Origin of the sequence: Gudongella oleilytica (assembly GCF_004101785.1) — a bacterium.
Lineage (GTDB): Bacteria > Bacillota > Clostridia > Tissierellales > Tissierellaceae > Gudongella > Gudongella oleilytica.
Window position 1 is genome coordinate 2,255,539 of the sequence record NZ_CP035130.1, and the last position, 26,281, is coordinate 2,281,819.

The 26,281-nt window shown below is 44.2% G+C and carries 28 protein-coding genes and 1 riboswitch; of the genes, 6 read left to right on the forward strand and 22 right to left on the reverse strand.

The genetic code is table 11. The annotated features are described in order from the left end of the window. Position 1: 1 nt before the first annotated feature. From moaA to nuoE, 14 genes are all read right to left on the reverse strand, one after another. Positions 2 to 961, reverse strand: coding sequence for a GTP 3',8-cyclase MoaA (moaA, locus tag EC328_RS10920; RefSeq protein ID WP_128426823.1), 960 nt, complete (start codon positions 959 to 961; stop codon positions 2 to 4). 10 nt (positions 962 to 971) lie between these two features. Further along, a complete protein-coding gene (locus tag EC328_RS10925; RefSeq protein ID WP_128426824.1) occupies positions 972 to 2,858 on the reverse strand; it encodes a molybdopterin biosynthesis protein in 1,887 nt (628 codons plus the stop codon). Between the two features lie 11 nt (positions 2,859 to 2,869). Further along, positions 2,870 to 4,096, reverse strand: a complete 1,227-nt coding sequence (locus EC328_RS10930) for a molybdopterin molybdotransferase MoeA (protein WP_128426825.1) — start codon at positions 4,094 to 4,096, stop codon at positions 2,870 to 2,872. Next, entirely contained in the window at positions 4,097 to 4,726 is a 630-nt protein-coding gene (locus tag EC328_RS10935; protein ID WP_128426826.1) for an ABC transporter ATP-binding protein, read from the reverse strand. It abuts the gene before it with no gap. Then, positions 4,726 to 5,418, reverse strand: a complete 693-nt coding sequence (locus EC328_RS10940; RefSeq protein ID WP_128426827.1) for an ABC transporter permease — start codon at positions 5,416 to 5,418, stop codon at positions 4,726 to 4,728. The genes EC328_RS10935 and EC328_RS10940 overlap by 1 nt, the downstream gene beginning before the upstream one ends. 51 nt (positions 5,419 to 5,469) lie before the next feature. Beyond that, complete coding sequence (locus EC328_RS10945) at positions 5,470 to 6,354, reverse strand: ABC transporter substrate-binding protein (RefSeq protein WP_128426828.1); 885 nt, start codon at positions 6,352 to 6,354, stop codon at positions 5,470 to 5,472. A gap of 55 nt (positions 6,355 to 6,409) precedes the next feature. Then, positions 6,410 to 6,524: riboswitch (molybdenum cofactor riboswitch) on the reverse strand. Then, a complete protein-coding gene (fdhD, locus tag EC328_RS10950) occupies positions 6,493 to 7,275 on the reverse strand; it encodes a formate dehydrogenase accessory sulfurtransferase FdhD (protein ID WP_240671490.1) in 783 nt (260 codons plus the stop codon). It overlaps the preceding riboswitch by 32 nt. After that, the gene (mobA, locus tag EC328_RS10955) at positions 7,259 to 7,873 is read right to left on the reverse strand and encodes a molybdenum cofactor guanylyltransferase (RefSeq protein ID WP_128426829.1); all 615 of its coding nucleotides are present in this window, start codon (positions 7,871 to 7,873) and stop codon (positions 7,259 to 7,261) included. Before mobA ends, fdhD begins: the two co-directional genes overlap by 17 nt. Position 7,874: 1 nt before the next feature. Beyond that, positions 7,875 to 8,372 (reverse strand): MogA/MoaB family molybdenum cofactor biosynthesis protein, encoded by a 498-nt coding sequence (locus tag EC328_RS10960; protein WP_128426830.1) that lies wholly within the window; start codon positions 8,370 to 8,372, stop codon positions 7,875 to 7,877. Position 8,373: 1 nt separating this feature from the next. After that, a complete protein-coding gene (locus tag EC328_RS10965) occupies positions 8,374 to 8,868 on the reverse strand; it encodes a ferritin-like domain-containing protein (protein WP_240671491.1) in 495 nt (164 codons plus the stop codon). Then, a complete protein-coding gene (gene fdhF, locus EC328_RS10970) occupies positions 8,868 to 11,549 on the reverse strand; it encodes a formate dehydrogenase subunit alpha (protein WP_128426832.1) in 2,682 nt (893 codons plus the stop codon). The genes EC328_RS10965 and fdhF overlap by 1 nt, the downstream gene beginning before the upstream one ends. After that, entirely contained in the window at positions 11,546 to 12,502 is a 957-nt protein-coding gene (locus EC328_RS10975) for an NADH-quinone oxidoreductase subunit G (protein WP_128426833.1), read from the reverse strand. Before EC328_RS10975 ends, fdhF begins: the two co-directional genes overlap by 4 nt. Positions 12,503 to 12,517: 15 nt before the next feature. After that, positions 12,518 to 14,107, reverse strand: coding sequence for an NADH-ubiquinone oxidoreductase-F iron-sulfur binding region domain-containing protein (locus EC328_RS10980; RefSeq protein ID WP_407057863.1), 1,590 nt, complete (start codon positions 14,105 to 14,107; stop codon positions 12,518 to 12,520). 12 nt (positions 14,108 to 14,119) lie between these two features. Further along, positions 14,120 to 14,605 (reverse strand): NADH-quinone oxidoreductase subunit NuoE, encoded by a 486-nt coding sequence (gene nuoE, locus EC328_RS11775; protein WP_240671492.1) that lies wholly within the window; start codon positions 14,603 to 14,605, stop codon positions 14,120 to 14,122. Between the two features lie 183 nt (positions 14,606 to 14,788). Here nuoE and EC328_RS11955 point away from each other — a divergent pair, with 183 nt between their 5' ends. After that, positions 14,789 to 15,085 carry a DUF1294 domain-containing protein gene (locus EC328_RS11955; RefSeq protein WP_128426834.1) on the forward strand — a complete coding sequence of 99 codons (297 nt, stop codon included), beginning with the start codon at positions 14,789 to 14,791 and terminating at the stop codon, positions 15,083 to 15,085. A gap of 14 nt (positions 15,086 to 15,099) precedes the next feature. Here EC328_RS11955 and EC328_RS10990 read toward each other — a convergent pair whose 3' ends face one another. The 8 genes from EC328_RS10990 to trkA form a co-directional block, all read right to left on the reverse strand. Continuing rightward, positions 15,100 to 15,813 (reverse strand): gamma-glutamyl-gamma-aminobutyrate hydrolase family protein, encoded by a 714-nt coding sequence (locus tag EC328_RS10990; RefSeq protein ID WP_128426835.1) that lies wholly within the window; start codon positions 15,811 to 15,813, stop codon positions 15,100 to 15,102. A gap of 12 nt (positions 15,814 to 15,825) precedes the next feature. Continuing rightward, on the reverse strand, positions 15,826 to 16,584 hold the full coding sequence (locus EC328_RS10995; protein ID WP_128426836.1) for an alpha/beta hydrolase family protein: 759 nt from the start codon (positions 16,582 to 16,584) through the stop codon (positions 15,826 to 15,828). Continuing rightward, positions 16,581 to 17,273 carry a uracil-DNA glycosylase gene (locus tag EC328_RS11000; RefSeq protein WP_128426837.1) on the reverse strand — a complete coding sequence of 231 codons (693 nt, stop codon included), beginning with the start codon at positions 17,271 to 17,273 and terminating at the stop codon, positions 16,581 to 16,583. The genes EC328_RS10995 and EC328_RS11000 overlap by 4 nt, the downstream gene beginning before the upstream one ends. 12 nt (positions 17,274 to 17,285) lie before the next feature. After that, entirely contained in the window at positions 17,286 to 18,446 is a 1,161-nt protein-coding gene (gene alr / locus EC328_RS11005) for an alanine racemase (protein WP_128426838.1), read from the reverse strand. Then, the gene (locus EC328_RS11010) at positions 18,437 to 19,198 is read right to left on the reverse strand and encodes a TIGR03915 family putative DNA repair protein (RefSeq protein ID WP_128426839.1); all 762 of its coding nucleotides are present in this window, start codon (positions 19,196 to 19,198) and stop codon (positions 18,437 to 18,439) included. The genes alr and EC328_RS11010 overlap by 10 nt, the downstream gene beginning before the upstream one ends. Beyond that, entirely contained in the window at positions 19,170 to 20,453 is a 1,284-nt protein-coding gene (locus tag EC328_RS11015; protein ID WP_128426840.1) for a putative DNA modification/repair radical SAM protein, read from the reverse strand. The genes EC328_RS11010 and EC328_RS11015 overlap by 29 nt, the downstream gene beginning before the upstream one ends. A 74-nt stretch (positions 20,454 to 20,527) precedes the next feature. After that, complete coding sequence (locus EC328_RS11020; protein WP_128426841.1) at positions 20,528 to 21,973, reverse strand: TrkH family potassium uptake protein; 1,446 nt, start codon at positions 21,971 to 21,973, stop codon at positions 20,528 to 20,530. Further along, positions 21,924 to 23,330 (reverse strand): Trk system potassium transporter TrkA, encoded by a 1,407-nt coding sequence (gene trkA, locus EC328_RS11025; protein ID WP_128426842.1) that lies wholly within the window; start codon positions 23,328 to 23,330, stop codon positions 21,924 to 21,926. Before trkA ends, EC328_RS11020 begins: the two co-directional genes overlap by 50 nt. Positions 23,331 to 23,550: 220 nt before the next feature. Between trkA and EC328_RS11030 the strand changes: the two genes are divergently transcribed. Genes EC328_RS11030 through EC328_RS11050 form a run of 5 tightly spaced genes read left to right on the forward strand, consistent with a single transcriptional unit; the run spans position 23,551 to position 26,275 of the window. After that, complete coding sequence (locus tag EC328_RS11030) at positions 23,551 to 23,868, forward strand: DUF5320 domain-containing protein (RefSeq protein ID WP_128426843.1); 318 nt, start codon at positions 23,551 to 23,553, stop codon at positions 23,866 to 23,868. 3 nt (positions 23,869 to 23,871) lie between these two features. Beyond that, complete coding sequence (locus EC328_RS11035; RefSeq protein WP_128426844.1) at positions 23,872 to 24,231, forward strand: NifB/NifX family molybdenum-iron cluster-binding protein; 360 nt, start codon at positions 23,872 to 23,874, stop codon at positions 24,229 to 24,231. Further along, the gene (locus tag EC328_RS11040; RefSeq protein WP_206363868.1) at positions 24,221 to 25,096 is read left to right on the forward strand and encodes a nucleotide-binding protein; all 876 of its coding nucleotides are present in this window, start codon (positions 24,221 to 24,223) and stop codon (positions 25,094 to 25,096) included. The genes EC328_RS11035 and EC328_RS11040 overlap by 11 nt, the downstream gene beginning before the upstream one ends. Further along, positions 25,068 to 25,937, forward strand: a complete 870-nt coding sequence (locus EC328_RS11045; RefSeq protein ID WP_128426845.1) for an ATP-binding protein — start codon at positions 25,068 to 25,070, stop codon at positions 25,935 to 25,937. The genes EC328_RS11040 and EC328_RS11045 overlap by 29 nt, the downstream gene beginning before the upstream one ends. Then, entirely contained in the window at positions 25,937 to 26,275 is a 339-nt protein-coding gene (locus EC328_RS11050; RefSeq protein WP_128426846.1) for a NifB/NifX family molybdenum-iron cluster-binding protein, read from the forward strand. Before EC328_RS11045 ends, EC328_RS11050 begins: the two co-directional genes overlap by 1 nt. The last annotated feature ends 6 nt before the right edge of the window (positions 26,276 to 26,281 follow it).

Here is a 26,281-nt window from a genome sequence, read left to right on the forward strand (position 1 = left end):
CTCAACCTCCTATCGAGTTCATGCTTCGCTTGATATATTCCTGGTTCTCAAGGTGGTGCTCCTCATCCTTAGTGAGGATGGCATTTTCTATAGTTTGCTCAAGGTCTCCTCCTTCGCGTATTATCCTCCTAAGGTCGATCTCTCTATCTGAATGAAGGCACAGCTTGAGCTTCCCTGTTGCGGTGAGCCTTACTCTGTTGCAGTTAGCACAGAACTTGCAGGATATAGGGTTTATAAGTCCAACCTTACCCTCGGCATCTTTAAGTCTGTAGTACGTTGCCGGTGAAGATGGATCCTCCCTGTCTATCGGAACCAGTCCAGGAACTTTCTCCAGAACAGTTGAATTGGGTATAAACTTGGACTTGGCGAAGGATGCAGCCTCACCTATTGGCATAAGCTCGATGAATCTGACATCTATAGAGCCATCCCTGGTCAGCTCCACAAAATCACAGATCTCATCGTCATTAAAGCCGCCAATGAGGACTGTATTTAGCTTTATTGGCTTCATTCCAAGCTCCTTGACCCTTCTTATCCCTGCAAGTACCCTGTGAAGATTACCGCCTCTTGTGATCAGGCTGTATTTCTCCTCATCAAGAGTATCGAGACTGATGTTGATCCTATTCACTCCAGCCTTCACCAACTCCTCGGCATACTGGTCAAGCAGGATTCCATTTGTAGTAAGAGTGACCTCTCTAACCCCATCCAGCTCGCCTACCTTACCCATGAGATCGACTGCCCCATACCTGACCAGAGGTTCCCCTCCTGTAAACCTTATCTTTGATATCCCCAAATTTACAAAAGCTTCTGTAACCTGATAGAGCTCCTCCAGAGAGAGCATCCCGTCATGTGTAACCTTATTTTTGATCCCATCCTTGGGCATGCAGTATTCACATCTAAGATTGCATCTGTCGGTAAGTGATATCCTTAGATAATTGATTTCTCTTCCAAAGCTGTCCTTCATATAATCACCCTCAATCTATCCAAATTATTTCACCAGTTCTATTGAACCCATAGCCTCCCATTTCAGTTATCCTGTTTTTAAATTCCTCGGACTTGATAATCCTTATGAACTCAATTACCAAATCCATTTCCAGGGATTCCCCGTCAATAAGGAAGTCATAGTCTTCATCTGCCAGAGGCACAAAGTCCAAGCCCATTGCGTTAGCTGCTGAAAGCACGCCAAGTCCCGTATCGGCGGATCCCGTCAAAACAGCAGAAGCCACGGCCATATGAGTTGAGAGCTCTCTTTGATATCCCCTGATATCCCCAGGCTGTATACCTGAGAGCTGCAGCCTGTAATCGAGGAGCACTCTTGTTCCTGCCCCTCTTTGCCTGTTGGCGAATACTACATCTTCTCTTACGAGGTCATCTGTACCTTCTATTTTCTTAGGGTTGCCCTTTTTGACAATAAAGCCTTGCAGCCTTTGTATCCCCTTGATCAGAACCATTTTTCTACCCGGGAAATATTTTTTAATGTAGCTTATATTGTATTCTCCCGTATCCATATCCAGCAGGTGTATGGGAGCAAGGTGGCATTCGTTTCTTCTAAGACTCATAATCCCTCCCATACTCCCGACGTGGGAGGATGAAAGCTTCATCATATCTCCTATAATGTCCATTACAAGGTCATGACTGCCGATCGATACGAGGGTGTCTCTTATTTGTGATAAAGGCTTGAGCAGCTCGACCTCTATTTGGTCTCCTGCTTCGTATCCCTCAACGTTTCTTGGGATTATGCCAAGACCATCAGCCTTTACAAGGCTCATACTTACCCCCGCTCCACCAGAAAGTGGTGTTGCGATAAGTCTGTCCCCTACCTGTCCAAGGCTTACTCTTATGACTTCCTTGTTTTTTAGCGATGAAACCAGACGCCTTGATATAGTTGCCTTAACAGTCTCATATATCTCCCCCCGATCCCCCAGATACTTTAGGATCACTGGTTTGGCGAAAATGTCGAAAACCATGAAGGCGGAGACAGGATATCCCGGTATTCCTATTACCGGCTTTTCATTTATTACTCCTAGTATTGTAGGCTTTCCCGGCTTCATTGCAACGCCATGGACAACTACTTCTCCAAGCTCTCTAATTAGGTTGACCGTGTAATCCTTCGTCCCTGCAGAGGAACCGGCATTTATCAATACCACATCATTCTCGTCAACCGCCAGAAGGATAAGCCTTTTTAGCTTCTCATAATCATCCTCCATTGGAGAGTATCTATTTCCAATGCCTCCAAGGCTTTCTACCAAGCCCTTGAATACGTAGGAATTTGAGTCGATTATCGTTCCTTCCCTCACCTGAGAAATCTCCTCAACGATCTCGGAACCTGTCGGTATTATCCCCACCCTCGGCTTAGCATATACAGGCACCTGTGCTATGCCTCCTGAAAGCAAGGCTCCCAGATCCATAGGTCTTATTTTATGCCTTGACGGCAATATCATCTCTGTTGCAACGATGTCCTCTCCAATCTGTCTTACATGCTGATAAGGGTATGAGGGCTGAAGGATCTCAACCCTTCCATTTCCTTTCTCAAGGACCTCCTCGATCATTATCACAGAATCATAGGGTTCCTTAATTGGATTCCCAGTGTTGATATAGATGAAGTCCTCACCCTCAATAAGAGTCATGGGTCTGCTTTCTATTGCTCCTACGGTTTTCTTGGACTCCACGGCTATTCCATCCATGGCAGCCGCATTGTAGCCAGGCGACGAAACCAATGCATATACGGCCTCAAAGGTCACTCTTCCAAGCGCTTCTGAGGTGGGAACCATATCTCTCTTCCCTGAGATTTTAAGCCTGTCCAGATATCTCGACCTTGCCTCGTCAACATCCACATTATCGATATAGGTAGTTCTTTCCATTTTAACTCCTCCTAAATAAGGAATACATCCCTTAGCTCGCCCTTATTGACTCCCTCCTCGTGCTCCTTGATCACTATATAACCCTGGGAGCCTGAAAGCAGGGTTATCATGCCTGACTTTCCAAAGCTTGGAATTGCCAGATACTCTCCATCTTCCTTATCCAGGCGTACCATGTGATAGGTTTCCTTGCCTGGAGAGGATGGGAAGTTTTGTGTCACCAAAGCCCTAACCTGTGGGAGAATATCCTCCCTATTCATCAGACTCCTTATAAATGGCTCAACAATAGCCTTGAAGACAACTATGGAGGAAACAGGATGGCCGGGTAATCCAACGACCAGCTTACCCCTTCCATCCCCAACTATAGTAGGCTTACCAGGTTTGATCGCAAGTCCGTGTATAAGTACTCCTTTACCGCCAAGAGCTTCTATTACCTGGTACGTATAATCTCTCGTCCCAACCGAGCTGCCTCCTGAAAGTATAAGGATGTCACATTTTTCTAATCCTTCCAATACTCCTTTAAGCAGCTGATCGTAATCATCTCCGATTATAACCCTCCCGGATATCTCTCCGCCAAGACTCTCCACCAGGGAACCAATCGAATAGGAGTTTATGTCTCTTATCTTTCCAATATCTAGCTTATCCCTGATTTCGATTATCTCATCACCTGTTGAAATTATATGGACCCTGGGCTTTTTATATACCTTCGCCTTAGTTATTCCGAGGCTTGCAAGCACCCCTATACCTTGAGGCGTCAGCCTGTAACCCTTTCTAAGGACCGTCTGACCGACCCTGACGTCCTCTCCCTTAAACAGAATATTCTCTCCTACAGATACGGGCTTGTAGATAAGGAGTGTATTGTCGTCCATTTTTTCGGTATTTTCTATCATCACCATTGCCGTTGCACCTTTAGGGATCATCCCTCCTGTTGGCACATAAACGGTTTCACCGCTTTTTATAGTTAGTGCAGCTTCCTCGCCCATCCTTACCTCCCCCTTTATCATAAGAAGCGATGGGATAGAGTCTGTTGCACCATGGCTGTCCTCGGCTACTATTGCATAACCGTCCACCGTTGACCTGTCAAATCCAGGCACATCCTCTTCGGATACCACATCCTCGGACAAAGTCCTGCCTGTGGTCTTCTCCAGCTCCAATTCCTCACTCTGGAGAGTATATCCGGAGAATTCATCCAGAACCAGTTTTCTTGCGTCTTCGACTGAAGATACCTTAAAGAACTCCATTTATATCATCCTTCCCAATTCAAGTTTGATTTGGTTGTGGCATAGTCTTTCAGCCTGCTCCATATTGTGGGTTATAATAACTATAGTTGCACCGGTTTCATGGTTGTATCTTCTAATAGCCCCTTCCATCCTCAAGGTTGAGTCAGGGTCCAAGTTTGAGGTTGGCTCATCCAGGAGTAAAAGACTGGGCCTTATGGAAAGTGCTCTTGCCATAGCCACCTTTTGTGCCTCGCCACCTGAGAGTTGATGCCCTTTCTTTTTTAACAGCTCCTCTATTCCAAGACTTTCAGCTGCCCATAATACTTCTTTATCTATTTTTTCCTTGCTCTTAGCGCGAATTTGCAGAGGATAGGCAATATTGTCGTAGACCGTCCTCCTAAAAAGATATGGTTTTTGGAATACGAGTGTCATCGACTCTCTTATATGGTTGCTTATAGGGAGTCCGTCATAGGTTACCTCCCCTTCGAAGCTGTCGTCAAGTCCAGCAATTATATGCAGGAGTGTCGTTTTTCCAGCCCCGTTGGAGCCGGTTACCCCTGTAATCATCCCGCGAGGGACGGTTAGTTCATCTATATCTAAAACCATCGAATTTCGGTATTTTTTTCTAGTTCCAATCAGCTTGATCTCCATTATTCTTCCTCCTGACTATATGAGTAAATCAGGCTGTGGATCCCAAAGGAAACCACAAGCAGGATAATCCCAAGAGCAATTGCCATTGGATAATCTCCCATGGAGTTCATCATTGATATTGCGGTCGTCATCACCCGGGTCTGTCCCTTGATATTGCCGCCCACTATCATTACTGCCCCTACTTCAGATATGGCTCTTGAAAATGCAGTAGCAACATTCACGAGAATGTCTATTTTTAATTCTCTAATAATCAGTATCACTGAATCGAGTCTGTTTCCTCCAAGGGTCCTCGAAACTTTCTCCAGAGGGATCCCTCTGTTTTTGGATAGGTTGTATGTAAGCCCAAGTATAAGCGGTATTACAAGTATCGTCTGAGCGATTATCATCGCTGCAGGGGTGTAAAGAAGCCTTAAATATCCGAATGGCCCTCTTCTTGCCAGAAGCAGTGCTACCACGAGACCTACGATCACTGAGGGGATGCTCATGAAGGTATATACAGTTCTTGAAAATATTCTTTTGCCTCTAAATGGCTTTATGCCAAGATAAACCCCCAGAGGAACAAAGATAAGGGAGGCGACCACGGTAGCACTTGTGGATACCAGAAGCGACAGAATGATTATTCTATACACCTCGCTATCAAATCCAGACAGAAGCCTTATTGCCTCTCCAAATCCCTGTGCTATATAATCCATGATCCCTCACCTCCTTTGTTGGTATAATTACTTGATAAAGCTTATATGAAACTATTTGCCATAGTTTGGTATAAACAAAGGCTCGCCATATTCCTCGACCCCAAATTGCGATATAAGCTCCTGTCCTTCTTCTGAAATCAGCCAGTCCATAAACTTCAATGCTCCAGACTCATTGATCATATCTCCCTTGTTTGGATTGACAGGTATTATTCCATACTGATTGAAAAGATCTTCATCTCCCTCGACAACGACCTCCAGTTGAAGTGTATCCTTAAGTGCAAGGTAGGTCGCTCTGTCGGTCAGGGTATATCCTTGTCTTTCGTCAGCTATCTTAAGGACATCCCCCATACCTGCACCGGCTTCGATATACCACTCGCCAGCAGGCTCAATAGAAAGTGCCTTCCAGAGTCCCAGCTCCTTCTTGTGAGTTCCTGAGTCATCTCCTCTCGATACAAATTGGAGTCCCTTTTCATTGATTGCTGCAAGTGCTGCATCGATATCATTACCATAGATAATTTCGCCATCAGCTGGTCCCACTAGTACAAAATCATTGTACATTACGTCATTCCTTACTGTACCATGGCCTTCCTCAACCAGCTTCAGCTCGTCTGCCTTGGCGTGGACCAAAAGAACGTCAGCCTCGCCATCTCTTCCCATTTGCAGAGCGTTTCCGGTTCCAACAGCAATTGTCTTAACTTCGATCCCGGTCTCCTCGGTGAAGATTGGGAGCAGAAAGTCGAGAAGTCCTGAGTCTTGTGTACTTGTAGTCGTTGCGAGGATTATGCTTTCCTCAACGACAGGTTCAGACTCAGCTGCAGGCTCCTCTGCAGGAGTATTTGCCGGCGCTTCTACAGGTGCTTCAGTCTTTGGTGCACAACCGGACACAGTTCCAAGGATTAGTAAGAGGAGAAGTACATATGTAAGCGTTTTTTTCATGATGACCACTCTCCTTTAATTTTGGGAAACAAAAAAGACAACCAGAAAGAAAGGTTGCCTTAATAAACATCTTCCTTTCCAAACGGGAGGCTCAGAGATTTCCCTCTAAACCCGACGGCACTGGGTCATGGCTATGCTTTAGACCTTCGTGCTCGGAAAATTGCTGTAGATATTCAGTTTGTCTCCTCTTGCAAATCCGATCAGTGTAATTCCGGTTTCCTGAGCCAGCCTGACAGCCAGCTCTGTAGGTGCAGACCTTGAAGCGATAACAGGTATTCCCTGCTTAGCTGCTTTTATTAGCAGCTCGGAGGATACCCTTCCTGTTGTAAGCACCAGCTTGTCAGACAACTCTTTGCCCTCAAGCCTGGCTCTTCCGATAAGCTTGTCCATTGCATTGTGCCTTCCAATATCCTCCTCCTGAAAGAGGAGCTCCGAACTATTGCACAAGGCACATCCATGTACACCTCCAGTATCCCGAAAGAGCAGAGAGTTCCGATTGAACTCTCTCATTAATTGTAGCACAATACTTGGATGAATTTCCATTCTTTTCTGTATTTTTATAGCCTTTGTCTGATCTACAGCATTATAGAACGAGGTGCCCTTTCCACAGCCCGAGGTTATGGTCCTTCTCCCTATAAGCCTTTCCCTAAGCGGTCTTTTTATTTCTGTATTCACGGTGGCTTGTCCTGCTTCTTCCTCTACGTTCAGCTCAATGATCTCATCTATATCGTCTATGAAGCTTTCAGACAAAAGGAACCCTGTTATCAACTCCTTGAGAGAGGTAGGCGTGCATAAAAGAGTAACAAGCTCCTCACCGTTCAAGTGTATGGTCAATGGGTATTCGACTATAACCCGATCCTCTTCGATTGTTGATTCTCCGCTTCTCCACCGCGAAACCATTACCCTATTCGTCGTTTTCAACAAAGGTTCCCTCCTCTGTATACTTTAGAAGGTCCTCGCGGGTATTAAGATTAAAAAACATTCCCCAGTCAGGGCTGAAGCCCCTGGCAACCTCCTCGGGTATATACTCAACATTGTGGTTCATAAGAAGTCTGTGCACAGCCTTTCCTCCCCCCATGAGAAAGCTTTCTATATGATCGATCAAAGCCTTACTATAGAAAGCGTTAAAGGGCTCGATCCAATCGCCGAATTTGGTGATGCAAGCCATTGACTCATTCTTATTCAGCAGCTCCATCATATAGTCTATATATTTGGTGTTTAATTGAGGCATGTCGCAGGCTATGACGAAGGAATATTCCGAAGAAGCAGCAGAAAGCCCGGCATGTATCCCTGATAAGGGGCCCATGTCGGGGATTATATCACCTGTTATTTTGTCTGCCAGTCCAATGTACAGCTCTGGTCTGTTAGTCACCACTATGGTCTCGTCAAAGCTGCCTCCAAGTCTTCTAATAAGCCCTTCGATCAGACTTCTTTCCCGAAGCCTAAGAAGCTGTTTGTCAAAGCCCATTCGGGTGCTTTTTCCACCAGCGAGGATTATTGCAGAACCAAAACGCTTCATATCAATCACCGCTTCTTGCACATTCTCCATCTCTTCCGGTCATGATCTCCAATCCGTGGTGAACGCTGTCCATAATAAAATCCAGAGATTCTTTTACAGCCTTCGGACTTCCCGGTAAATTTATTATCAGAGAGCTTTTGCGAATTCCGGAAACCGCTCTTGAAAGCATAGCGCGAGGAGTTATTTGAAGGCTTAGTCCCCTTATTGCTTCCGATATCCCGGGAGCCATTCTGTCGCAAACACTTATTGTAGCCTCAGGAGTAACGTCTCTCATACTGAATCCAGTACCACCGGTTGTAAGAATAAGGTCTACCATGACCTCATCTGAAAGTCTTATCATCTCCTGGGCCAATAGATCCTTTTCGTCGGGAAGTATCCTATAGCTTACGACCTGATAGCCTCTATTCTCCATGATATCCCTGATCAGCGCTCCTGAAAGATCCTCTCTGTCTCCCCTGGAGCCCTTATCGCTTGCCGTGATTATTCCTACCTTAAACATATTAACCTCCCCAGGGAAGGGTCATGTATTCCTTCATCCTTCTGTCGTATTCAGACTTGAAAATCCTTTCGTGGCCTTCCTCCCATTTTGAGAGCTTAGTGAATATTGCTTTTATCCCCTCTTCCTTAGCATACTCGGCGGCTCTCTCATAGAACTCCTTGTAGTCTCTCTCAATTAAATATGCCATCCTCAGTATTGTAAGATCAGGAATATCAGACTCCTTAAGCGTCTCCTCAATATGCTCTGATTCCTCTCTGGCTTTAAATATATCCTCTTCTCTGTCCATGACCTCCCCGGATGTATCAAAGCCTCCGTTGTCCCCATAAGCCTTAAGCTGTCTTTCCAAATAAGCATAATGCTCCATTTCAACATCTGATAGATCCTGGAACAACTTTTGTGTGGTCGGATTTGAGAAATGTCCAGCCTTTTCCTTGAAGAAATTGCTGCCGTCCAGCTCCATCTGCATAGCATATTTCAATACCTGTTCATAATCCATCATAGCACCTCCTGAACTCTTTCAATCCTTACTGCTGCTACCTTTAGCTCCGGTATTTTTGCTATTTCGTCAGTTGCTGTATTGGTCAGGTAATTTGCCTGCCCCTCAGAGTAATGGAATGGCATGAATACAACATCTTCGCCGATTCTATCTGTGACCCTTGCCCTTGCATGAGTTTCGCCCCTTCTTGAGGTAAGCCTTATCATATCCCCTTCTGATATGCCAAGCTTATTTGCAGTAGTTTCATTTATCTCGACAAAGGAGCTTGGCGCCAAGGTCATAAGACCTTCTTCTCTTCCTGTCATAGTCATTGTGTGGTACTGGTACAGGATCCTTCCTGTGGTAAGGATATATGGGTAATCACTGTCAGGCATTTCAGCACTGTCTACATGCTCGACAGGCATGAACAAGCCTCTTCCCCTTGCTATGGCTGTCTTATGGAGGAACCTGGTTCCTGGGTGTTCCTCGTTAGGTACAGGCCATTGCAGTCCACCATGTTCAAGTCTCTTATAGTTGATTCCTGCATAGGACGGGGTGAGGGATGCCACCTCTGCCATTATCCGCGCGGGATGGGAATATTGCTTCTCATATCCCATATGGTTCATTATCTCCATAAGGATCTGCCAGTCGGGCTTAGCCTCTCCAGGAGCTTCAACTGCCTTTCTTACTCTCTGGACTCTTCTTTCTGTATTTGTGAAGGTGCCATCCTTTTCAGCAAATGCTGCGGCAGGAAGGACCACATCAGCAAGCTCAGCTGTTTCAGAAAGGAAAATATCCTGAACTACAAGGAAGTCAACATGCTCCAGAACATGCCTTACATGGTTTGAGTCCGGATCGGAGACTATTGGATTTTCCCCCATTATATAGAGGAATTTAATCTTGTCTTTTTCGATGGACTCAAACATTTCTGTTATTGTAAGTCCGACCTTCCCTGATAGCTCTCTGTCCCAAGCATTTTGAAATTTCTCTATTACCTCGGGCTTGTGGACCTTTTGATATCCAGGGAGATCTCCTGGCAGTCCCCCCATATCGCAGGCTCCCTGAACATTGTTTTGCCCTCTTAATGGATTTACCCCTGCAGATTCTATACCCACATTTCCGCATAAAAGCGCCAGATTAGATATATTCATTACAGCATGAGTGCCGGTGGTATGCTGGGTAATTCCCATTGTATAGTAAATACCTGCCTTTTTTGCACTTCCGTATATATGAGCTGCTTTTTCAATATCCTTTGGATCCAGACCGCAGATATCTCCAACTCTCTCCGGCGTGTAGCTCTCTACCAGTCTCTTAAGCTCCTCATAGTTTTCAGTTCTTTCCTTAATATAGCTATTGTCCTGGAGCCCGTCCCTTATGATCACGTGCATAAGCCCGTTTAATAGGGCGATATTTGTCCCAGGTTTAAGCTTAAGATACACATCGGCGTAATCAGCAAGCTCTATCCTTCTGGGATCAACCACTATAAGCTTTGCCCCATTCCTCTTCGCCTGCTTCATCATGGCTCCAATTACCGGATGGTTTTCAGTGGTGTTGGATCCGATTACAAACATTGCATCCGCAGCCTTTATTTCCTGAATGCTGTTAGTCATTGCACCGCTACCCAGTGTTATTGCGAGACCCGCAACTGTGGAGGCGTGTCAGAGGCGTGCGCAATGGTCTACGTTGTTGGTCCCGAGAACTGCCCTGAAAAGCTTCTGGAACAGGTAATTTTCTTCATTTGTACATCTCGCCGAGGTAAGTCCTGCAAAGGCCTCTGATCCATGGTTTGTTTTAACTGACTTCATTTTTTCAGTAATAAGGCTATATGCCTCCTCCCAGGAAGCTTCCCTGAACTTTCCATTTTCCCTGATCAAGGGTTTTGTCAGTCTATCAGGATGTGACAGGAAATTATAGGAGAATTTACCCTTTACACAAAGAAGTCCCTCATTGTGTGCATCCATTGCTGGATCAACGCCAACAACCTTATTCCCCTTTACAACAAGATCCATCTGGCAGCCCACTCCGCAGTAGGAGCAGGTAGTTCTTACCTTATGAGTGTCCCAGTATCTGAATTTTTCCTTCGACTTTGGCTCAAGTGCACCTACAGGGCACACGGATACGCAGTTCCCACAGGATACACAGGTTGAATTTATAAGACCGTCTCCAAAGGGCGTGGACACATTCGTCTCAAAGCCCCGCTCCTCAAATCCTATTGCAGTGGTACCCTGCAGCTCATCGCAAACCCTTACACATAGTCCGCATAGGATGCACTTCCTGGAGTCGAAGGTATAGAATGGATTGGTGTCGTCATACTTTGGAGTTCTTGATGACCATCTGTATGTTCCCTCAGTGATCCCATACTCGTAGCAGAAATCCTGAAGCTTGCATCGCCCCGATTTTTGGCAGTTCAGACACTCCAGCGGGTGGTTGGAAATCAAAAAGTCCAGCAGCTGCTGCCTTTCCCTTATGACCGGCTCACTATGGGTGCTTATTTTCATGCCTTCTCTAAGCAATGTCGTGCATGATGTATGCAGGCTTTTCCATCCATCTATCTCAACCACGCAAAGGCGGCAGGATCCTGATGGATTAAGTCTTTCGTCATGACACAGAGTTGGAATATCTATCCCTGCCTCTCTGCAGGCCTGGAGTACAGTTATTCTTTCAGGAAACTCATAGGGTTTTCCGTTTATAGTAACCTTCATTCTGTGTCACCTCCCTCTACTGAGTTTTTATCGAGTTTTTCTATTTTCTCCAGAAGCTCGGTAATGCCAAGAGCCTTATCCCATGTTGTCTTAATAAATTTGCCGTCGACTTTTCTATATGGTGGCTCTGGCTCATCAACATATTTAAGCTCAGTTGCGAGCCTTCCCTTAAGGCACAAGGGTCTTCCATTTGCAGGTGCTTTAGCAACGAGAGAAATTCCCATCCTTTTTACTGAATGTACCTCAAATTCACATCCATACTCGCATGCCTTGCAGGAGACAACCTTTTTCTGTGACTCCCAGCTTCTTACCTTGTTGTATTCTCTCTTATCCACCAATGCTCCTACTGGACACACGGCAACACAGCGGTTGCAGGACACACATGGTGACTCTTCTATTGATTCATCGGCTCCGAATATTATCCTGGTGTCATATCCTCTTTCAGCAAAAGCCAATACCCTTCGGTCTGATACCTGCGAACAGGCAAGGACACATTTACCACAGAGGATACACTTACTGTTGTCCTTTAATATGTACGGGCTTGAGGTATCCATAAGCTGTGGCCTTACTGCACCATCATGCTTCCTGAATGCCACGTCGTATTTGTAGGCATATTTCTGAAGCAGGCATTCGCCTGCCTTCTGGCATGTAAGGCAGTCATTGGGATGGCTGTCCAGCAACAACTGGAGCACGTCTCTTCTTGCATTTATTGTCTTTTCTGTTTCTGTCTTTACTATCATTCCGTCCTTCACAAGGGTTGAGCATGAGGTTTGGAGCTTCTTGCTGCCCTCTATCTCAACCACACACATCCTGCAGGCTCCAAATATCTCAAGCGTTTCATCATAGCAGAGTGCAGGTATGTCTATACCCACCGACCTGGCAGCCTGAAGGACGGTCAACTCAGCAGATACCTCTGCAACTTTTCCGTCTATAGTCAACTTTACAGTTTTCATCTCAAGCCTCCAGTACTAACTTATTGATACTGCCTTGATCGGCTTAACAGGACATATGTCATGGCATGCTCCGCACTTGATACACAGGGTTTGGTCGATCACGTGCCGCTCCTTCACCTTGCCTGTTATTGCTCCAACCGGGCAAGCCTTCGCACATCTTGTACATCCGATGCAGGAATCCTCTATGAGGAAGGTAATAAGTGCCTTACAGCTCTTTGCCGGACATTTCTTATCCCTTATATGTGCTTCGTACTCGTCCCTGTAGTACTTCAAAGTTGTAATTACGGGGTTCGGTGCAGTTTGTCCCAAACCGCAGAGAGAAGTGGAGGTTACTGTCTCGCAAAGCTTCTCAAGCTTTTCGATATCTCCTTCCTCACCCTCGCCTTTCGTTATCTTATCAAGTATTTCATATAGTCTCTTTGTGCCCTCTCTGCACGGTACGCATTTGCCACAGGATTCCTCGACGCTGAAATCGAGGAAAAACTTCGCTATGTCAACCATACAGGTGTCCTCGTCCATCACGACCATTCCACCGGATCCCATGATCGACCATATCTTGCCAAGTGATTCATAATCAACAGGTGTATCAATAAGATCAGCAGGGATACAGCCACCCGACGGACCTCCAGTTTGAACGGCTTTATATTTCCTGCCGTTAGCCGCACCCCCGCCTATGTCAAAAATGATCTCTCTTAAGGTCATACCCATTGGTACCTCTACAAGCCCAGAATTCTCGACCTTGCCTACAAGAGCAAATACCTTTGTGCCAGGTGACTCCTCAGTACCTATACTTCTGAACCATGGAGCTCCCTTGTCGATTATTATGGGAACATTGGCCAGGGTCTCGACGTTGTTTATTATTGTGGGCTTTCCCCAAAGGCCAACATGGGCAGTTCTGTGAAGCTTAGGTCTTGGCATGCCTCTTCTACCCTCAATGGACTCCATAAGGGCGGTGCCCTCACCGCATACAAATGCTCCTGAACCAAGTCTTAGCTCTATATCGAAGTTGAATCCAGTTCCAAATATATCCTCTCCAAGCAATCCGTATTCTTTCGCCTGAGCTATGGCAATCTCAAGTCGTTTGACTGCCATTGGATACTCCGCCCTAACGTATATGTAGCCTTGATCTGACCCGATGGCATATCCTCCCAGTGCCATACCTTCAAGAACGGAGTGCGGATCCTTTTCAAGGATAGACCTGTCCATAAAAGCTCCCGGATCTCCCTCGTCGGCATTGCAAATCATATATTTCTTGTCGGCTTGATATTTGTAAGCTTCCTCCCACTTCTTACCTGTAGGGAATCCTGCTCCTCCTCTTCCTCTCAGAAGTGATGCCTTGATCTCTTCGACAACCTCTCCCGGCTCCATGGATGTCAATGCCTTATACAGTGCTCTGTAGCCACCGAATGCTATATATTCCTCTATATTGGTAGGATCAATTATATCGCAGTTCTTTAGTGCTATCCTAAGCTGCTTTTCATAGAATTTCCCCTTTAGGACAACATCATCACCGTTTATGACTACCTTCTCTTCCCCAAGGAGTTTGTCAATGATAGGGGCCTTCAGATTTTCCCTAATAATATCCATTTTTCCCAATGTCATCATCGTAATCACCCCTTACATAAATTTTCCCAATATAGTCTTGATGTCGTCCTTTTTGACCTTAGCATATACCTCTTCATTTACAAGTATTACAGGAGCTATGCTGCAGTCTCCGACGCATCTGGCTGATGAGATCGAGAATCTTTGGTCTGGAGTAGTTTGGCCTGATTTGATACCAAGCTGATTTTCGATTTCCTCAAGAATGCTCTCAGCTCCCTTTACATAGCAGGCAGTCCCAAGGCACACACTGATTTTATTCTCTCCCTTTGGAATAAAAGTAAACTGTGAATAAAAGGTCGCTACTCCATATATCTCAGCCAATGGTATCTGAAGTCTTTTTGAAATAAGCTGCAGTATCTCCTTTGGAAGGTACCCGAAAACGTCCTGTGCATGCTGCAAAGCCGGCATCAAAGGACCGGGAGCCTTTTTCTTCTGGTCCAGAAAGCTCTTGAACTCCTGGATCGCCTTGGCATTTTTATTCATATCAAAGCTAAACTCCATGTTTCTTCCCCCTGTATTGTTAATTTTATGATGATAAAACTTAATTTTTGGAAAATTATATACCCTTTAAGGTTATAATAATTAAATACCATTGTCAATTGACATATTGAAAGTCTTCTATGCTGAAAATGGCGGGAAATCTGGACTTAATTTTTTTGTATTGTATAATTTTCTTATGAGGTGATGATTTTGAATAAGGGCAGTCCATTTGTAATCATAATTATTTGTTTAATTTTTGTCAATTTGTACTCCTTCTTCCTGTTCTGGCGAGATAAAAGACTTGCACTTAACCACGGCTGGAGGATACCTGAGTCCAGGCTCTTCCTGACAGCGTTACTCGGAGGTGCAGCAGGAGCTATCCTTGGCATGAAGCTTTTCTCACACAAAACAAAAAAGGCCAGTTTCCGTATTGGACTGCCCTTTTTATTAGTGTTGAACATAATATCGCTGTATTTCCTTATCCAAGCCATTATTGGTTAATGGCCAAATTTTCTTTATTTACTGCAATGCTCGACAAATCTCTTGAAAAGACTCACGTATTCATCGTGCTTTTGTGCCATGGCCTCAGGATGGAACTGTACTGCCATCAAAAACTTATCGTTCACTGATTCAATCGCCTCGATTATTCCGTCTGCAGCCTTTGCTGTTACCCTCAATCCCCTTCCAAGATCCTTTATCGCCTGATGGTGCTCTGAATTTACAAATATTCTCTTCTCTCCAAAAACCTCATGGAGTATACTCTTTTCCTCAAGCTCGATAGAGTGGTAGCCTTCCTCAGTGTTATAGCCACATACATGACCTCCCACATTTGGGACCTGCTTGAATATGTCCTGGTACAGAGTACCTCCCAAAGCCACGTTTGCAAGCTGGAGACCTCTGCATATGCCGAATATTGGCAGTCCAGACTCATAGGCTTTCTTAAACAACCCCCACTCTGTCTTGTCTCTGTCGTGGCTTATTACATTTACTTCCTTCATAGGCTCTTCACCGAAGTAATGTGGCCATATGTCCTCGCCTCCAGTGAAAATGATCCCATCCAAAGCCTGTATATAGTCTTCGCTCATGTAGTCATCTCCATGGACCGGGATAAGGAGTGGTACTCCTCCAGCCTTAATTACTGCGTCGATGTAGCATTGATTTATCCTGGTTATTTTCTTTCCTACCATTACATCCTGCTGTGTCGTAAGACCTATTACAGGTTTTTTCATCCAACTACCTCCCTATAGATATTTTTCAAGCCAGCTGCCCATCTCCTCCATCATATTTGTGGTTACGAAGTGGTTAAGCTGTTTGTATGTTGACATCATTATATGATCCTGCCTTATATATTGTTTTTTCAGAGTCTCATAAAACTCCCTCTGCGGGCCTATATCAACCACGGTGTCGTCCTCTCCGTGAAGGATCAGGATCGGCCTATCCTTAAGATTATCAAGCTTTTTCATCGGATCAAGTTCGATGACTTTTTTATCGATCTCAATGAATCGCTCAGCTTTCTCTATACCCAATGTCTGGACTAAGATATCATTGCTTTTCTGCCAGGATCCTGAACCATTGAGGACAACAAGCGTTTTTGGTAATTTATTTATGGCAAATATACCGGTAGAAGTAAAGCCACCCATTGAGTGTCCTGAAAGGGCTATCCGATTTTCATCCGCATCGTAGGATCTTATAAGACCATCTATCAGTTGTTCCGATTCCTCGAGATTCTTAAAAACTACCTCCCAGAACACACCTGCGTTCTCTTTGGCCCAATAATCAATCCTTCCTCTATCTCCGTGAAAAATTGAATCCGGAAGAAGCACCTGGTATCCCAGGCTGGCCAATATAAATCCCCTGAAGCTCTGAGCATCCTTATTGGATGTCCATCCATGGTAAAAGATAACCGTGGGGTACTTTCCCTGCTTCTCTTTGGGTCTCATTAAAATTGATGGTATCCCTGCGATTTCAGTTCTTTTGACTATTATATTTGGATAATTCATCGACTCTCTCCTCCATCTTCGTCAAGTCTCCAGTCTATCGGCCCAACTCCGTTATCCTCAAGGAAATGATTAGCTCGTGAAAACGGCTTTGATCCGAAAAACCCTCTATATGCAGAAAGCGGACTGGGGTGGGGTGATTTTATGACATAATGCCTTGTCTGGTCTATCATTGATTCCTTACGGATCGCAGGTGTTCCCCAGAGGATGAAAACAATCGGCTTATCTCTTTCATTCAGGAGCCTGATAATATGATCGGTGAATTGTTCCCACCCCTTATCGCGGTGAGAATTGGCCTCACCCTTTCGAACCGTTAAGACAGTATTTAGGAGAAGAACACCTTCTCTTGCCCACTTTTCAAGACATCCGTGGTTTGGTATGGGAAAACCCAGATCATCCTGCATCTCCTTGTATATGTTTACAAGGGATGGTGGAGCGGGAACGCCCCTTTTTACACTGAAGCTCAGTCCATGTGCCTGATTTGGCCCATGGTATGGGTCCTGACCAAGTATCACAGCCTTTACATCATTATAATCAGTATAATGCAGTGCATTGAAAATGCTGTACATGTCAGGATATATTGTATTAGTCTTGTATTCCTCTATCAGGAACTGGCGGAGCTTTTTATAATATGGCTTCTCCATCTCAGGAAGGAGAATCTCCTGCCAGCTATTCTTGAATATCTCTTTCATCGCTTCCTCCGGCTAATCTATAAGATAATCTACAACTTCAGGGGGTCTGTTCTCCTTGGTGTATACCCTGGGAAGTCTTCTTGAAAGCATGCACATTACGGCAGCTGGTATCTGTCCAATAAGTCCGGCTATCTCCTCGATTGTAATTTCCTCATTACCCTGGCGACCCATAAGAACCGCCTCTTCTCCTCTTTCAGCATCGATTCCTGTAACATCAACCATCAGCTGATCCATGCATACTCTGCCTATGATTGGAGCTCGCTTACCGCCTATCAGCACAGATCCTTTGTTGCTTAGCTCTCTGCTCCAGCCATCCGCATAGCCGACAGGAAGAGTTGCGACTTTAATTCTTGATTGAGCAGTATAGGTAAGTCCATAGCCGATCCTTTCTCCTGCTTCCAGGTCCTTTACATGAGATATCTGCGCTCTAAGACTTAGGCAGCTCTCAAGTGGAAGAAAATCCTTGTTCGCCTCCGGAAATGGATAAACCCCATACAAAATGATACCCGCTCTAACCATGTCCAGACTATATTCAGGAAGATTCATTATCGCAGCGCTGTTGTTGACGTGTTTAATAGGTATATTAAAGCCTTTGTCCTCCAGTTGCCTTGTGAAGCTTTCAAATTTCCTCATGGAATTTCCGGTATATTCCAGATCGTCGTCAGCTGCAGGGAAATGGGTAAATATACCCTCAACTATGATGTTGTCCATTTCTCTTATCTTCAAAATGCTCATCATTGAATCCTCGTTTGGAAGGAATCCCAGGCGATTCATACCTGTTTCTATCTTTAAGTGTATTATCGCATCTCTATTAAGCCTGGCTGCAATCTTTGATAGCTGCTCTGCCTGTTCCTGAAGGTATACTGCAGTTCTTATCCCATGCTCAATGGCGGTTTCATAAAGATACTCAGGTGTGTACCCCATCACAAGTATCTGGGCATGAGGAAGGCGCTTTCGAAGTTCAAGAGCTTCTGATAACGTAGCAACACCAAACCTTGTTACGCCAAGGCTAAGCAGCTCTCTTGCGATCTTGATTGCCCCATGACCGTAAGCGTCAGCCTTAAGCACAGCCATGATTTCAGAGCCTTCAGGAACGACTTTCCTTATCTCTCTAAAATTGTAGTGAAGCCTGTCCAGGTCTATCTGAAGCCAGGCAGGTCTTGTTAGCTCCATAGTTCAATCCCCTCTTCAATTAAGTTCTTCCAATACCTAACCGGCATCATTCTCTTCTTAAGGCTCATGTTTTTTCTGCTTTCTATGGACAGATGCCTGTAATAAGCCTTCCACATTTCCTGATAAGTCTCTTCCTCCTCCTTGAGGACGATATCCTCCGGAGTCTCGAGATTTCTTACCACCCAATCATTCTTGTCGTAAAAAACTGCTATTCCCCTTCCAGCATCGTGTAATATCCAATACTCAGATGGCATCCTGGCAGCAAAATGGGGTGCCAGAAGAGCAATCACATTATGGTCGGGATCAATTTTTGAGTAGAATACTCCGCTCTCCAACCGTTTGAACCTAATAAGCCCTGCCTGCCTGTGTTTTTCCATTGCAACCTTGTTATAAAGCTTTTCTGACTTAAGCACTGTCGGCTCAGCGTGATAGTCGTCCACAGCTGCTCCAAGCCTAAAGCCAATTCTCAGGTAGTTCAAAACTATTATACCACTTTCAGGTTCCCCAGATAAATAGATGTAAAAAATCCTTCTGAGAGCTGCATGGGATATTTTCTCCTCTACTGCCCTGTATACCCTATCAGCTTTATTTGCATCAGTATATATCATTTTGGTCGAGGATAGAAGATTCGGATGACTTACACCTTCCCAAATTATCTCTGAAGGATCCTCCTTTGCATAATATGCTTCCCAAACTGCAGTAAGCAACCCTTCAAATGAGCCATCATACAGGTAGCTCAATTTTGAGATCATTTCCCATGCCTCCTTCAAGGTCAAATAGTGACAACTGTCTTGGATCTTTCTTGCTGCTGTCTCCAAGGATATTGGCTCGAATATTCACGGGCTCCATCGATTTGATACCCGAATGTATTCCCTTGCAGGTGATGAAATACTTTGCTCTTTTTAACACGACCCCAAGCTTTTTCAGGTCATCAAAGTCAAGCTGGCAGAATCTCCTGCTCGATACTATCCTTTGAGCTGATTTTACGCCGATTCCAGGTACTCTAAGCAGCATGTGATACTCTGCCCTGTTTATCTCTATAGGGAATTTGTCGATGTTTCTCAGAGCCCAGTCACATTTTGGATCAAGCAACAGGTCAAAATCAGGCTTATCCTCACTTAACAGCTCGTCGGAATTGAAGCCATAGAATCTTAACAACCAGTCAGCCTGGTAAAGTCTGTTCTCCCTTACCAGGGGTGGGCTTGAGATTCGTGGCAGCAAAGGGTTGGTTGAAACCGGAACAAATGCAGAATAGTAGACTCTTTTTAACTGAAAGTCATTGTAAAGACCTTCTGAAAGCTTGAGTATTCTGTAATCAGAATCCTTGGTTGCTCCAACGATCAATTGTGTAGTTTGTCCTGCAGGGACAAATTTCGGCGAGTTCCTGAAAATCTTTCGCTCCTCAATTGACTGAAGCATTCCCTGTTTAATGTCATTCATTGGGCCCAGGATCTCATTTTGTTTCTTTTGGGGTGCCAGCATCCTTAATCCGTCCTCAGTTGGAAGCTCAATGTTGACACTCATTCTGTCCGCATAACTCCCCGCTTTATCAAGGAGCTTTTTATCTGCACCCGGGATAGCCTTTAAATGGATATAACCATTGAAATTCTCGACATCCCTAAGCTTCTTAAGTATCTCTATGAATTGCTCCATGGTATGATCTGGGCTTTTTACCACTGCCGAACTTAGAAATAAGCCCTCGATGTAATTCCGTTTATAAAAGTTAATGGTGATGTCTGCAACCTCCTCTGGAGTGAAGGTAGCTCTTGGGAGGTCGTTTGAGGACCTGTTCACGCAATATGCGCAGTCGTAGATGCAGCTGTTGGACATGAGGATCTTTAAAAGAGAAATGCACCTTCCATCATCTGTCCAACTGTGACATATTCCCGCTGCACTTGCATTGCCAAGCCCTCCCTTTTTGTTTTGCCTGTTGCTTCCACTGGAGGAGCAGGATACGTCATATTTTGCCGCATCGGCAAGAATTTCAAGCTTTCTTAATGCATCCATAAAAAACACCTCAAGACAGGTTTTCTTGAGGTGATTATACCATAATCAAAAATATCAATCAAACATTTGTTCGATTAAACATCTATTCTCCAATTTTTAGGAGCAATAAGCGCAATTATTGTAAACAGCTCCAGTCTTCCCAAAAGCATCAGCGCTGAGAGCCAAAGCTTTGTCGGTATTGAATAGAACTCATAGTTTAGTGTTGGTCCAACTAATTCAAGCCCCGGTCCGATATTCCCAAGAGTAGCTGCGACTGTCGATGCTGATGTTATCAGATCGACCTGCTCCAATGACACCATCAAAGTCGAAAACATGAAAAGCACCAGATAAAGTGCCAGGAAACTATTGATCCTTGCTATCGTTTCGTTGGACATGATCTTATTGTTTATTTTTATTGGCATAACCGCACGTGGATGGAATAGCTTTCCAATCTCTCGCTTGATGAGCTTCAGCATGACGAGAATTCTTATTACCTTCATCCCACCTCCGGTAGAGCCTGCGCTGGCTCCAACGAACATAAGGATAAAAAGTATTCCCTTGCTGAAGGTCGGCCAAAGATCGAAGTCTGAGGTTGCATATCCCGTAGTGGTAATGATCGATGATACCTGAAAAAATGCATCTCTAAGTGAATACCAAAGATTATGATAGCTGACCAGCCATAGATCTATGGCTATTGCAATTGACGAAATCCCGATTATTTTAAGATACAGTCTGAACTCCTCGTCCTTAAAGAGATCTGTCGCCTTTCCCCTGAAAAATGAGTAGTAAAGTGAAAAATTGACCCCTGAAGCAACCATGAATAATGCGATAACTATATGGATATAGCTGCTGTCATAGGCACCAATACTCAGATTTCTCGATGAAAATCCACCTGTGCCCACTGTTCCAAAGGTATGTACAAACGAGTCAAACATCGACATGCCTCCGAACATCAAAAGCACAACCTCAGAAAGAGTAATTGTGATATAGGTTATATATAAGATTTTTGCGGTATCCTTAAGTCTCGGGGCTATCTTTCCTGCGACAGGCCCTGGCGATTCAGCCTTGTATATCTGAAATCCTCCTATCCCTAAAGCAGGCAGAAATGCAAGAGTAAAAACAAGAATCCCCATACCACCGATCCAGTGGGTAAATGATCTCCAGAACAGGATCCCCTGTGGAAGTGATTCAATTTCACTGAAGATAGTTGCTCCGGTAGTTGTAAATCCGGATACTATTTCAAATAAGGAATCAACATAACCTGCTACTCCAGTCAGATATAGTGGCAGAGCCCCCATAGCAGAAGCAGCAAGCCAGCCAAAGGTTACGATTGCAAGTCCATCCTTAGCCGTAATAGACTTTACCCTTCTAAACCTAACTGACAAAGCTAACCCAATTGCAGCAGTCAGAAGGATAGTCAACAGAAATGGAGTTTTATCGGGACCATCAGTAAAAATTGCTATGAAATATGAGGGTAGCATCAAGCCTGCTTCAATGATCAGCAGGCTGCCCAGAATTCTTAGCACGATTCCATAATTCACTCAAAAATCCTCCCTTGTGTTCCTTGAAGAACATCTTTAAGCCGTCAAGGTTCTCAGAAAGACAGAATACCACTATCCTGTCATTTCCTTTTATCACAGTATTTCCCTTTGGTATGATGACGTCATTTCCTCTTACGATAGCTCCTATGATCAAGCCCTTGGGTATGGCAAGCTCCTTGATCATTTTCCCTACGACAGGCAGATCCTTCTCAATAATTATTTCGGTGGCTTCAGCATTTCCACCAAGAAGTAGAGAAACGGAAACAACCTTGCCTCCTCTTATGTACTTCAATATACTGCTTGCAGTTATATATACAGGATTTATAGCAGCATCTATGCTGATCCTGTCAATTATCTTGATGTAGTTGGATCTGCTTATCTTCGCTATTGCCTTTCCAACCCCTGATTGCTTAGCCATCAATGCCATAAGCAGGTTTTCTTCGTCAAAGCCTGTAGCCCCTACAAAAGCATCCATGGATGACAGGTTTTCTTCCTCAAGAAGATGAATGTCAGTACCGTCTCCGTGGATTATAAGGACATTGTCCAGTATCTCAGAAAGCTCCTGACATCTCTCCTTATCCTGTTCTATAAGAGTAACCTGGATCTTGTTCTTGGCCAGTCTTTGAGCAAGGTAGTAGCCAACATTACCTCCACCGAGTATCATAACGCTACTGACAAGCTTGCGCTTATAGTCCTCTCCAAGTCTGTGACTGAAGCGCTCGATCTCCTTTGTGTTGCCGATTATGTGGATCACATCATCGGTTTTCAATACAGTGGAGCCATTTGGGATCAATATTTCCCCGTTTCTTGTAACGGCGGCTATAAGAAGGGCGTCCAACCCCTCGATATCCATGATCTTTTTATCTATGAATTCCTTGTGATCTCCTATATTGAAGTCTATGAGCTGCACCTTGCCGCTGGCGAACTCGTCAGTATAAAAACTGTAGCTTTTCATAAGGTATTTTTCCATGGCCAGTGCGGTCGCAAGATCTGGGTTGACTATGTGATCGATCCCAAGCTCTGCTTTGATGAAATCGATCTGCTGCATATACTCAGGGTTTCTTATCCTCGCAATCGTCTGCTTGCACCCCAGTTTCTTGGCGAGAGTACAAATAAGCGTGTTTGTTTCATCATTTTCAGTCGTCCCGACTAACAGATCATATTCTTCAATGTTCAGTTCTCTCATCATTTTTATATCGATTCCGTTTGCAGTTACTGTCAGCACGTCAAGGTGCTCGTTCAACCTCTCAAGGACCTTTGTATTGCTGTCCATTACCGTGACGTCGATATTCTCAGCGACAAAGAATTCTGCAAGCTTAGCTCCCAGCTTCCCTGCACCTACTATCATGGCCTTCATAGTCACACCTCTTCTTTTCTTTCCACTGATCACTGCATAATGTGCAAATACAGCTTATTTTATTATAATTCTGCAATAATTTCAACTTAAGTATACAACATTGCCAGCATTATTGCCATATTCAACTGCTTATTCCATATCTTAATTAATAATTGACATATGTCCATTTAGGTGTATAATAATAATAGATAATAGTTATCAATTAAAAGGAGGGATTTTTATGCCACGTTTTGATATGACAGGTCCTATGGGCCGTGGAGCAATGACCGGAAGAGGAATGGGTTATTGTGCCAGACCAGCTGTACCTGGGACAGGAAGAGGAGTCGGCTTTGGTATGGGTATGGGCAGAGGATTTGGATTTGGTAGAGGAGCTGGTTTTGGAAGAGGTCTTGGAAGAAATAGGTTCTGGGGTTATGGCCCTTACCCTTACACAGAGGAAGATGATAAGGCTTATTTAAGAGACGAGGTCAGTTTCCTGGAGGAAGAGCTCAAAGCAGCAAAGGAAGCACTCTCAAAATATGAATCACAGGAGGATTAAGGGATGCGCATTGGAATACCTGCAGAAGTTAAGGATATCAACGGCCCTGTGAGCAATAACTTTGGAAGAACTCAATATTATTTCATATATGATGATTCCAATGAAAATTATGAATTTATTTCAAACGATGCCGCAAACAGCCAAGGGGGTGCAGGTGTTAAGGCAGCCCAACTAGTAGTAGACAGTAAAGCAGAAATAGTAATAACTCCGCAGCTTGGAGAAAATGCTGCTGCGGTTCTTAACGCAGCAAATATCCAAATATATAAATGCGAAGATGGAACGCTTATGGAAAATATCAAGCTTCTTAAGGATGGCCGTTTAACTCTCTTATCAAGCATCCATAAGGGATACCATGGACACTAATTTGAAAATTGCAGTACTAAGCGGCAAAGGAGGCACTGGTAAGACCCTTGTCGCTTCAAATTTGGCAAAAATTGCTAATAGAGCTGTTTATCTTGACTGTGACGTTGAGGAGCCAAACGGCCATCTGTTCCTTAAAGGACCGGTTTTAGAAGCTTTTGACGTTGATCTGCCAATGCCTGAAGTAAACCTCGATTTATGCGATTACTGCAGGAAATGTGTCGATTTTTGTGCTTTTAACGCCTTGGCGCTTATTTCAGGTAGAGTCAAGGTCTTCGACAAGATATGCCATTCATGTGGAGGATGTAAAGTAATCTGCCCGCAAAATGCAATTGAAGAATACAACAAAAATATTGGAAAAATCGAGAGAAGACATTACGATAATGTCGATGTTTATACTGGAATACTTAATCCGGGAGAGGAATCCGGAACAAGCATAATCAAGAAAATGATGACTACGATCCCATCAGGCTATGAAACTGCCATAATTGACAGCCCTCCGGGAAGCGCTTGTATCGTTATGGATTCTATCGAAGATGCAGACTATTGCGTTTTAGTGGCAGAGCCAACTACTTTTGGAGCACATAACCTGAGAATGGTCCATGAACTGACGAAGGTCTTTAACAAGCCATGTGGTGCGGTATTAAATAAGACAAACGGTGAAGAGGACCCTTCAAGAATATACTGTATGGATAATAATGTCCCCATACTGCTTGATATACCATGGAGGAAAGACATAAGCGATTATATCGCAGAGGGATCGCTTGTAGTAGAGAAGGATAAAGAATTAAGTGAGTCCTTTGCCGCGCTTCTTGAAAGAATCAGTCAGGAGGTGCAAAATGAAAAAAATACTTATACTCAGCGGTAAGGGTGGAACGGGAAAAACGACTCTTTCCAGTGCGCTTATAAGACTTCTGGATGCAAAAGCATATGCAGACTGTGATGTAGATGCACCAAATCTTCATCTTGTAATGGAAGAAGAAAACGAGCCTCTGAAATCAGATTTCTTGGGATTACCTGCTGCCTACATAGATCCTGCAAAGTGCATATCTTGTGATCTATGCAGACAAAACTGCAGATTTGATGCAATCACAAATATCAACGGCTATATAGTAAACGACCATGCTTGTGAGGGATGCAAAGTCTGTACATTGGTTTGTCCGTCAGATGCAATTGAAATGGTTCCAAGGGTTATTGGTCATTTGAGCCTCTATAAAAATGGGCATGTATTCTCAACTGCCGAGTTGAAAATGGGAAGCGGGAATTCAGGGCTGCTGGTAACAGAGGTCAAAAAACATCTTTACGTAAACTCAAAGAATGCCGATATTGCAATTATCGATGGTTCTCCAGGGATCGGTTGCCCAGTAATCGCTTCCATAAGCGGTGTTGATCTTGTGATATTGGTATCAGAACCCACAATATCTGGATTCAGTGATATGGAGAGAATCATAAAAACATCCGAGGGCTTCCCGGCAAAGGTTGCTGTATGTGTTAATAAGTTCGACCTGCATTTGGAAAATACCGAAAAGATAATTTCATATTGCAGCGAAAATGGAATTCCATTCGTTGGAACTATACCCTTTGACAAGGATGCATCTTCCCTGATAAACCAAGGTAAAACCCTTGCAGATAAGGATGGACCAGCGAGGGATTCAATTATTAAAATAATGGAAAGATCAATGAAAATACTAAACGAGGGGGATAACTAATGTTGATAGCTATAGCATCAGACAACAAGAAGGTTGCTGCTCATTTTGGCCACTGTCAGGCATTTGAGTGTTTCTATATAAAGGATGGTGAGGTAGGAGAGTGGAAAACGATCCCTAATCCAGGTCACCAACCGGGATTTTTACCCAACTTTCTTCATGAGCAAGGAGTAAAAACTATAATTGCCGGAGGCATGGGACAGAGTGCCGCTAATCTTTTTAATAATCATGGAATTGAAGTTGTATCTGGAGCTTCAGGCCCCATATATAAGGTAGCAACAGATTATGTAACTGGAAATTTGAGTACTGGCGGCTCCTTCTGCGAGGAGCATAATCATTGAAGCCCT

Excerpts from the sequence above, each read along its gene's own strand:
- moaA (WP_128426823.1), bottom strand. The coding sequence starts at position 961 with ATGAAGGACAGCTTTGGAAGAGAAATCAATTATCTAAGGATATCACTT.
- EC328_RS10925 (WP_128426824.1), bottom strand. The coding sequence starts at position 2,858 with ATGGAAAGAACTACCTATATCGATAATGTGGATGTTGACGAGGCAAGG.
- EC328_RS10930 (WP_128426825.1), bottom strand. The coding sequence starts at position 4,096 with ATGGAGTTCTTTAAGGTATCTTCAGTCGAAGACGCAAGAAAACTGGTT.
- EC328_RS10935 (WP_128426826.1), bottom strand. The coding sequence starts at position 4,726 with ATGGAGATCAAGCTGATTGGAACTAGAAAAAAATACCGAAATTCGATG.
- EC328_RS10940 (WP_128426827.1), bottom strand. The coding sequence starts at position 5,418 with ATGGATTATATAGCACAGGGATTTGGAGAGGCAATAAGGCTTCTGTCT.
- EC328_RS10945 (WP_128426828.1), bottom strand. The coding sequence starts at position 6,354 with ATGAAAAAAACGCTTACATATGTACTTCTCCTCTTACTAATCCTTGGA.
- mobA (WP_128426829.1), bottom strand. The coding sequence starts at position 7,873 with ATGAAGCGTTTTGGTTCTGCAATAATCCTCGCTGGTGGAAAAAGCACC.
- EC328_RS10960 (WP_128426830.1), bottom strand. The coding sequence starts at position 8,372 with ATGTTTAAGGTAGGAATAATCACGGCAAGCGATAAGGGCTCCAGGGGA.
- EC328_RS10965 (WP_240671491.1), bottom strand. The coding sequence starts at position 8,868 with ATGGATTATGAACAGGTATTGAAATATGCTATGCAGATGGAGCTGGAC.
- EC328_RS10975 (WP_128426833.1), bottom strand. The coding sequence starts at position 12,502 with ATGAAAACTGTAAAGTTGACTATAGACGGAAAAGTTGCAGAGGTATCT.
- EC328_RS10980 (WP_407057863.1), bottom strand. The coding sequence starts at position 14,107 with ATGATGACATTGGGAAAAATGGATATTATTAGGGAAAATCTGAAGGCC.
- nuoE (WP_240671492.1), bottom strand. The coding sequence starts at position 14,605 with ATGGAGTTTAGCTTTGATATGAATAAAAATGCCAAGGCGATCCAGGAG.
- EC328_RS11955 (WP_128426834.1), top strand. The coding sequence starts at position 14,789 with ATGATTTTGAATAAGGGCAGTCCATTTGTAATCATAATTATTTGTTTA.
- EC328_RS10990 (WP_128426835.1), bottom strand. The coding sequence starts at position 15,813 with ATGAAAAAACCTGTAATAGGTCTTACGACACAGCAGGATGTAATGGTA.
- EC328_RS10995 (WP_128426836.1), bottom strand. The coding sequence starts at position 16,584 with ATGAATTATCCAAATATAATAGTCAAAAGAACTGAAATCGCAGGGATA.
- EC328_RS11000 (WP_128426837.1), bottom strand. The coding sequence starts at position 17,273 with ATGAAAGAGATATTCAAGAATAGCTGGCAGGAGATTCTCCTTCCTGAG.
- alr (WP_128426838.1), bottom strand. The coding sequence starts at position 18,446 with ATGGAGCTAACAAGACCTGCCTGGCTTCAGATAGACCTGGACAGGCTT.
- EC328_RS11010 (WP_128426839.1), bottom strand. The coding sequence starts at position 19,198 with ATGATCTCAAAATTGAGCTACCTGTATGATGGCTCATTTGAAGGGTTG.
- EC328_RS11015 (WP_128426840.1), bottom strand. The coding sequence starts at position 20,453 with ATGGATGCATTAAGAAAGCTTGAAATTCTTGCCGATGCGGCAAAATAT.
- trkA (WP_128426842.1), bottom strand. The coding sequence starts at position 23,330 with ATGAAGGCCATGATAGTAGGTGCAGGGAAGCTGGGAGCTAAGCTTGCA.
- EC328_RS11030 (WP_128426843.1), top strand. The coding sequence starts at position 23,551 with ATGCCACGTTTTGATATGACAGGTCCTATGGGCCGTGGAGCAATGACC.
- EC328_RS11035 (WP_128426844.1), top strand. The coding sequence starts at position 23,872 with ATGCGCATTGGAATACCTGCAGAAGTTAAGGATATCAACGGCCCTGTG.
- EC328_RS11040 (WP_206363868.1), top strand. The coding sequence starts at position 24,221 with ATGGACACTAATTTGAAAATTGCAGTACTAAGCGGCAAAGGAGGCACT.
- EC328_RS11045 (WP_128426845.1), top strand. The coding sequence starts at position 25,068 with ATGAAAAAAATACTTATACTCAGCGGTAAGGGTGGAACGGGAAAAACG.
- EC328_RS11050 (WP_128426846.1), top strand. The coding sequence starts at position 25,937 with ATGTTGATAGCTATAGCATCAGACAACAAGAAGGTTGCTGCTCATTTT.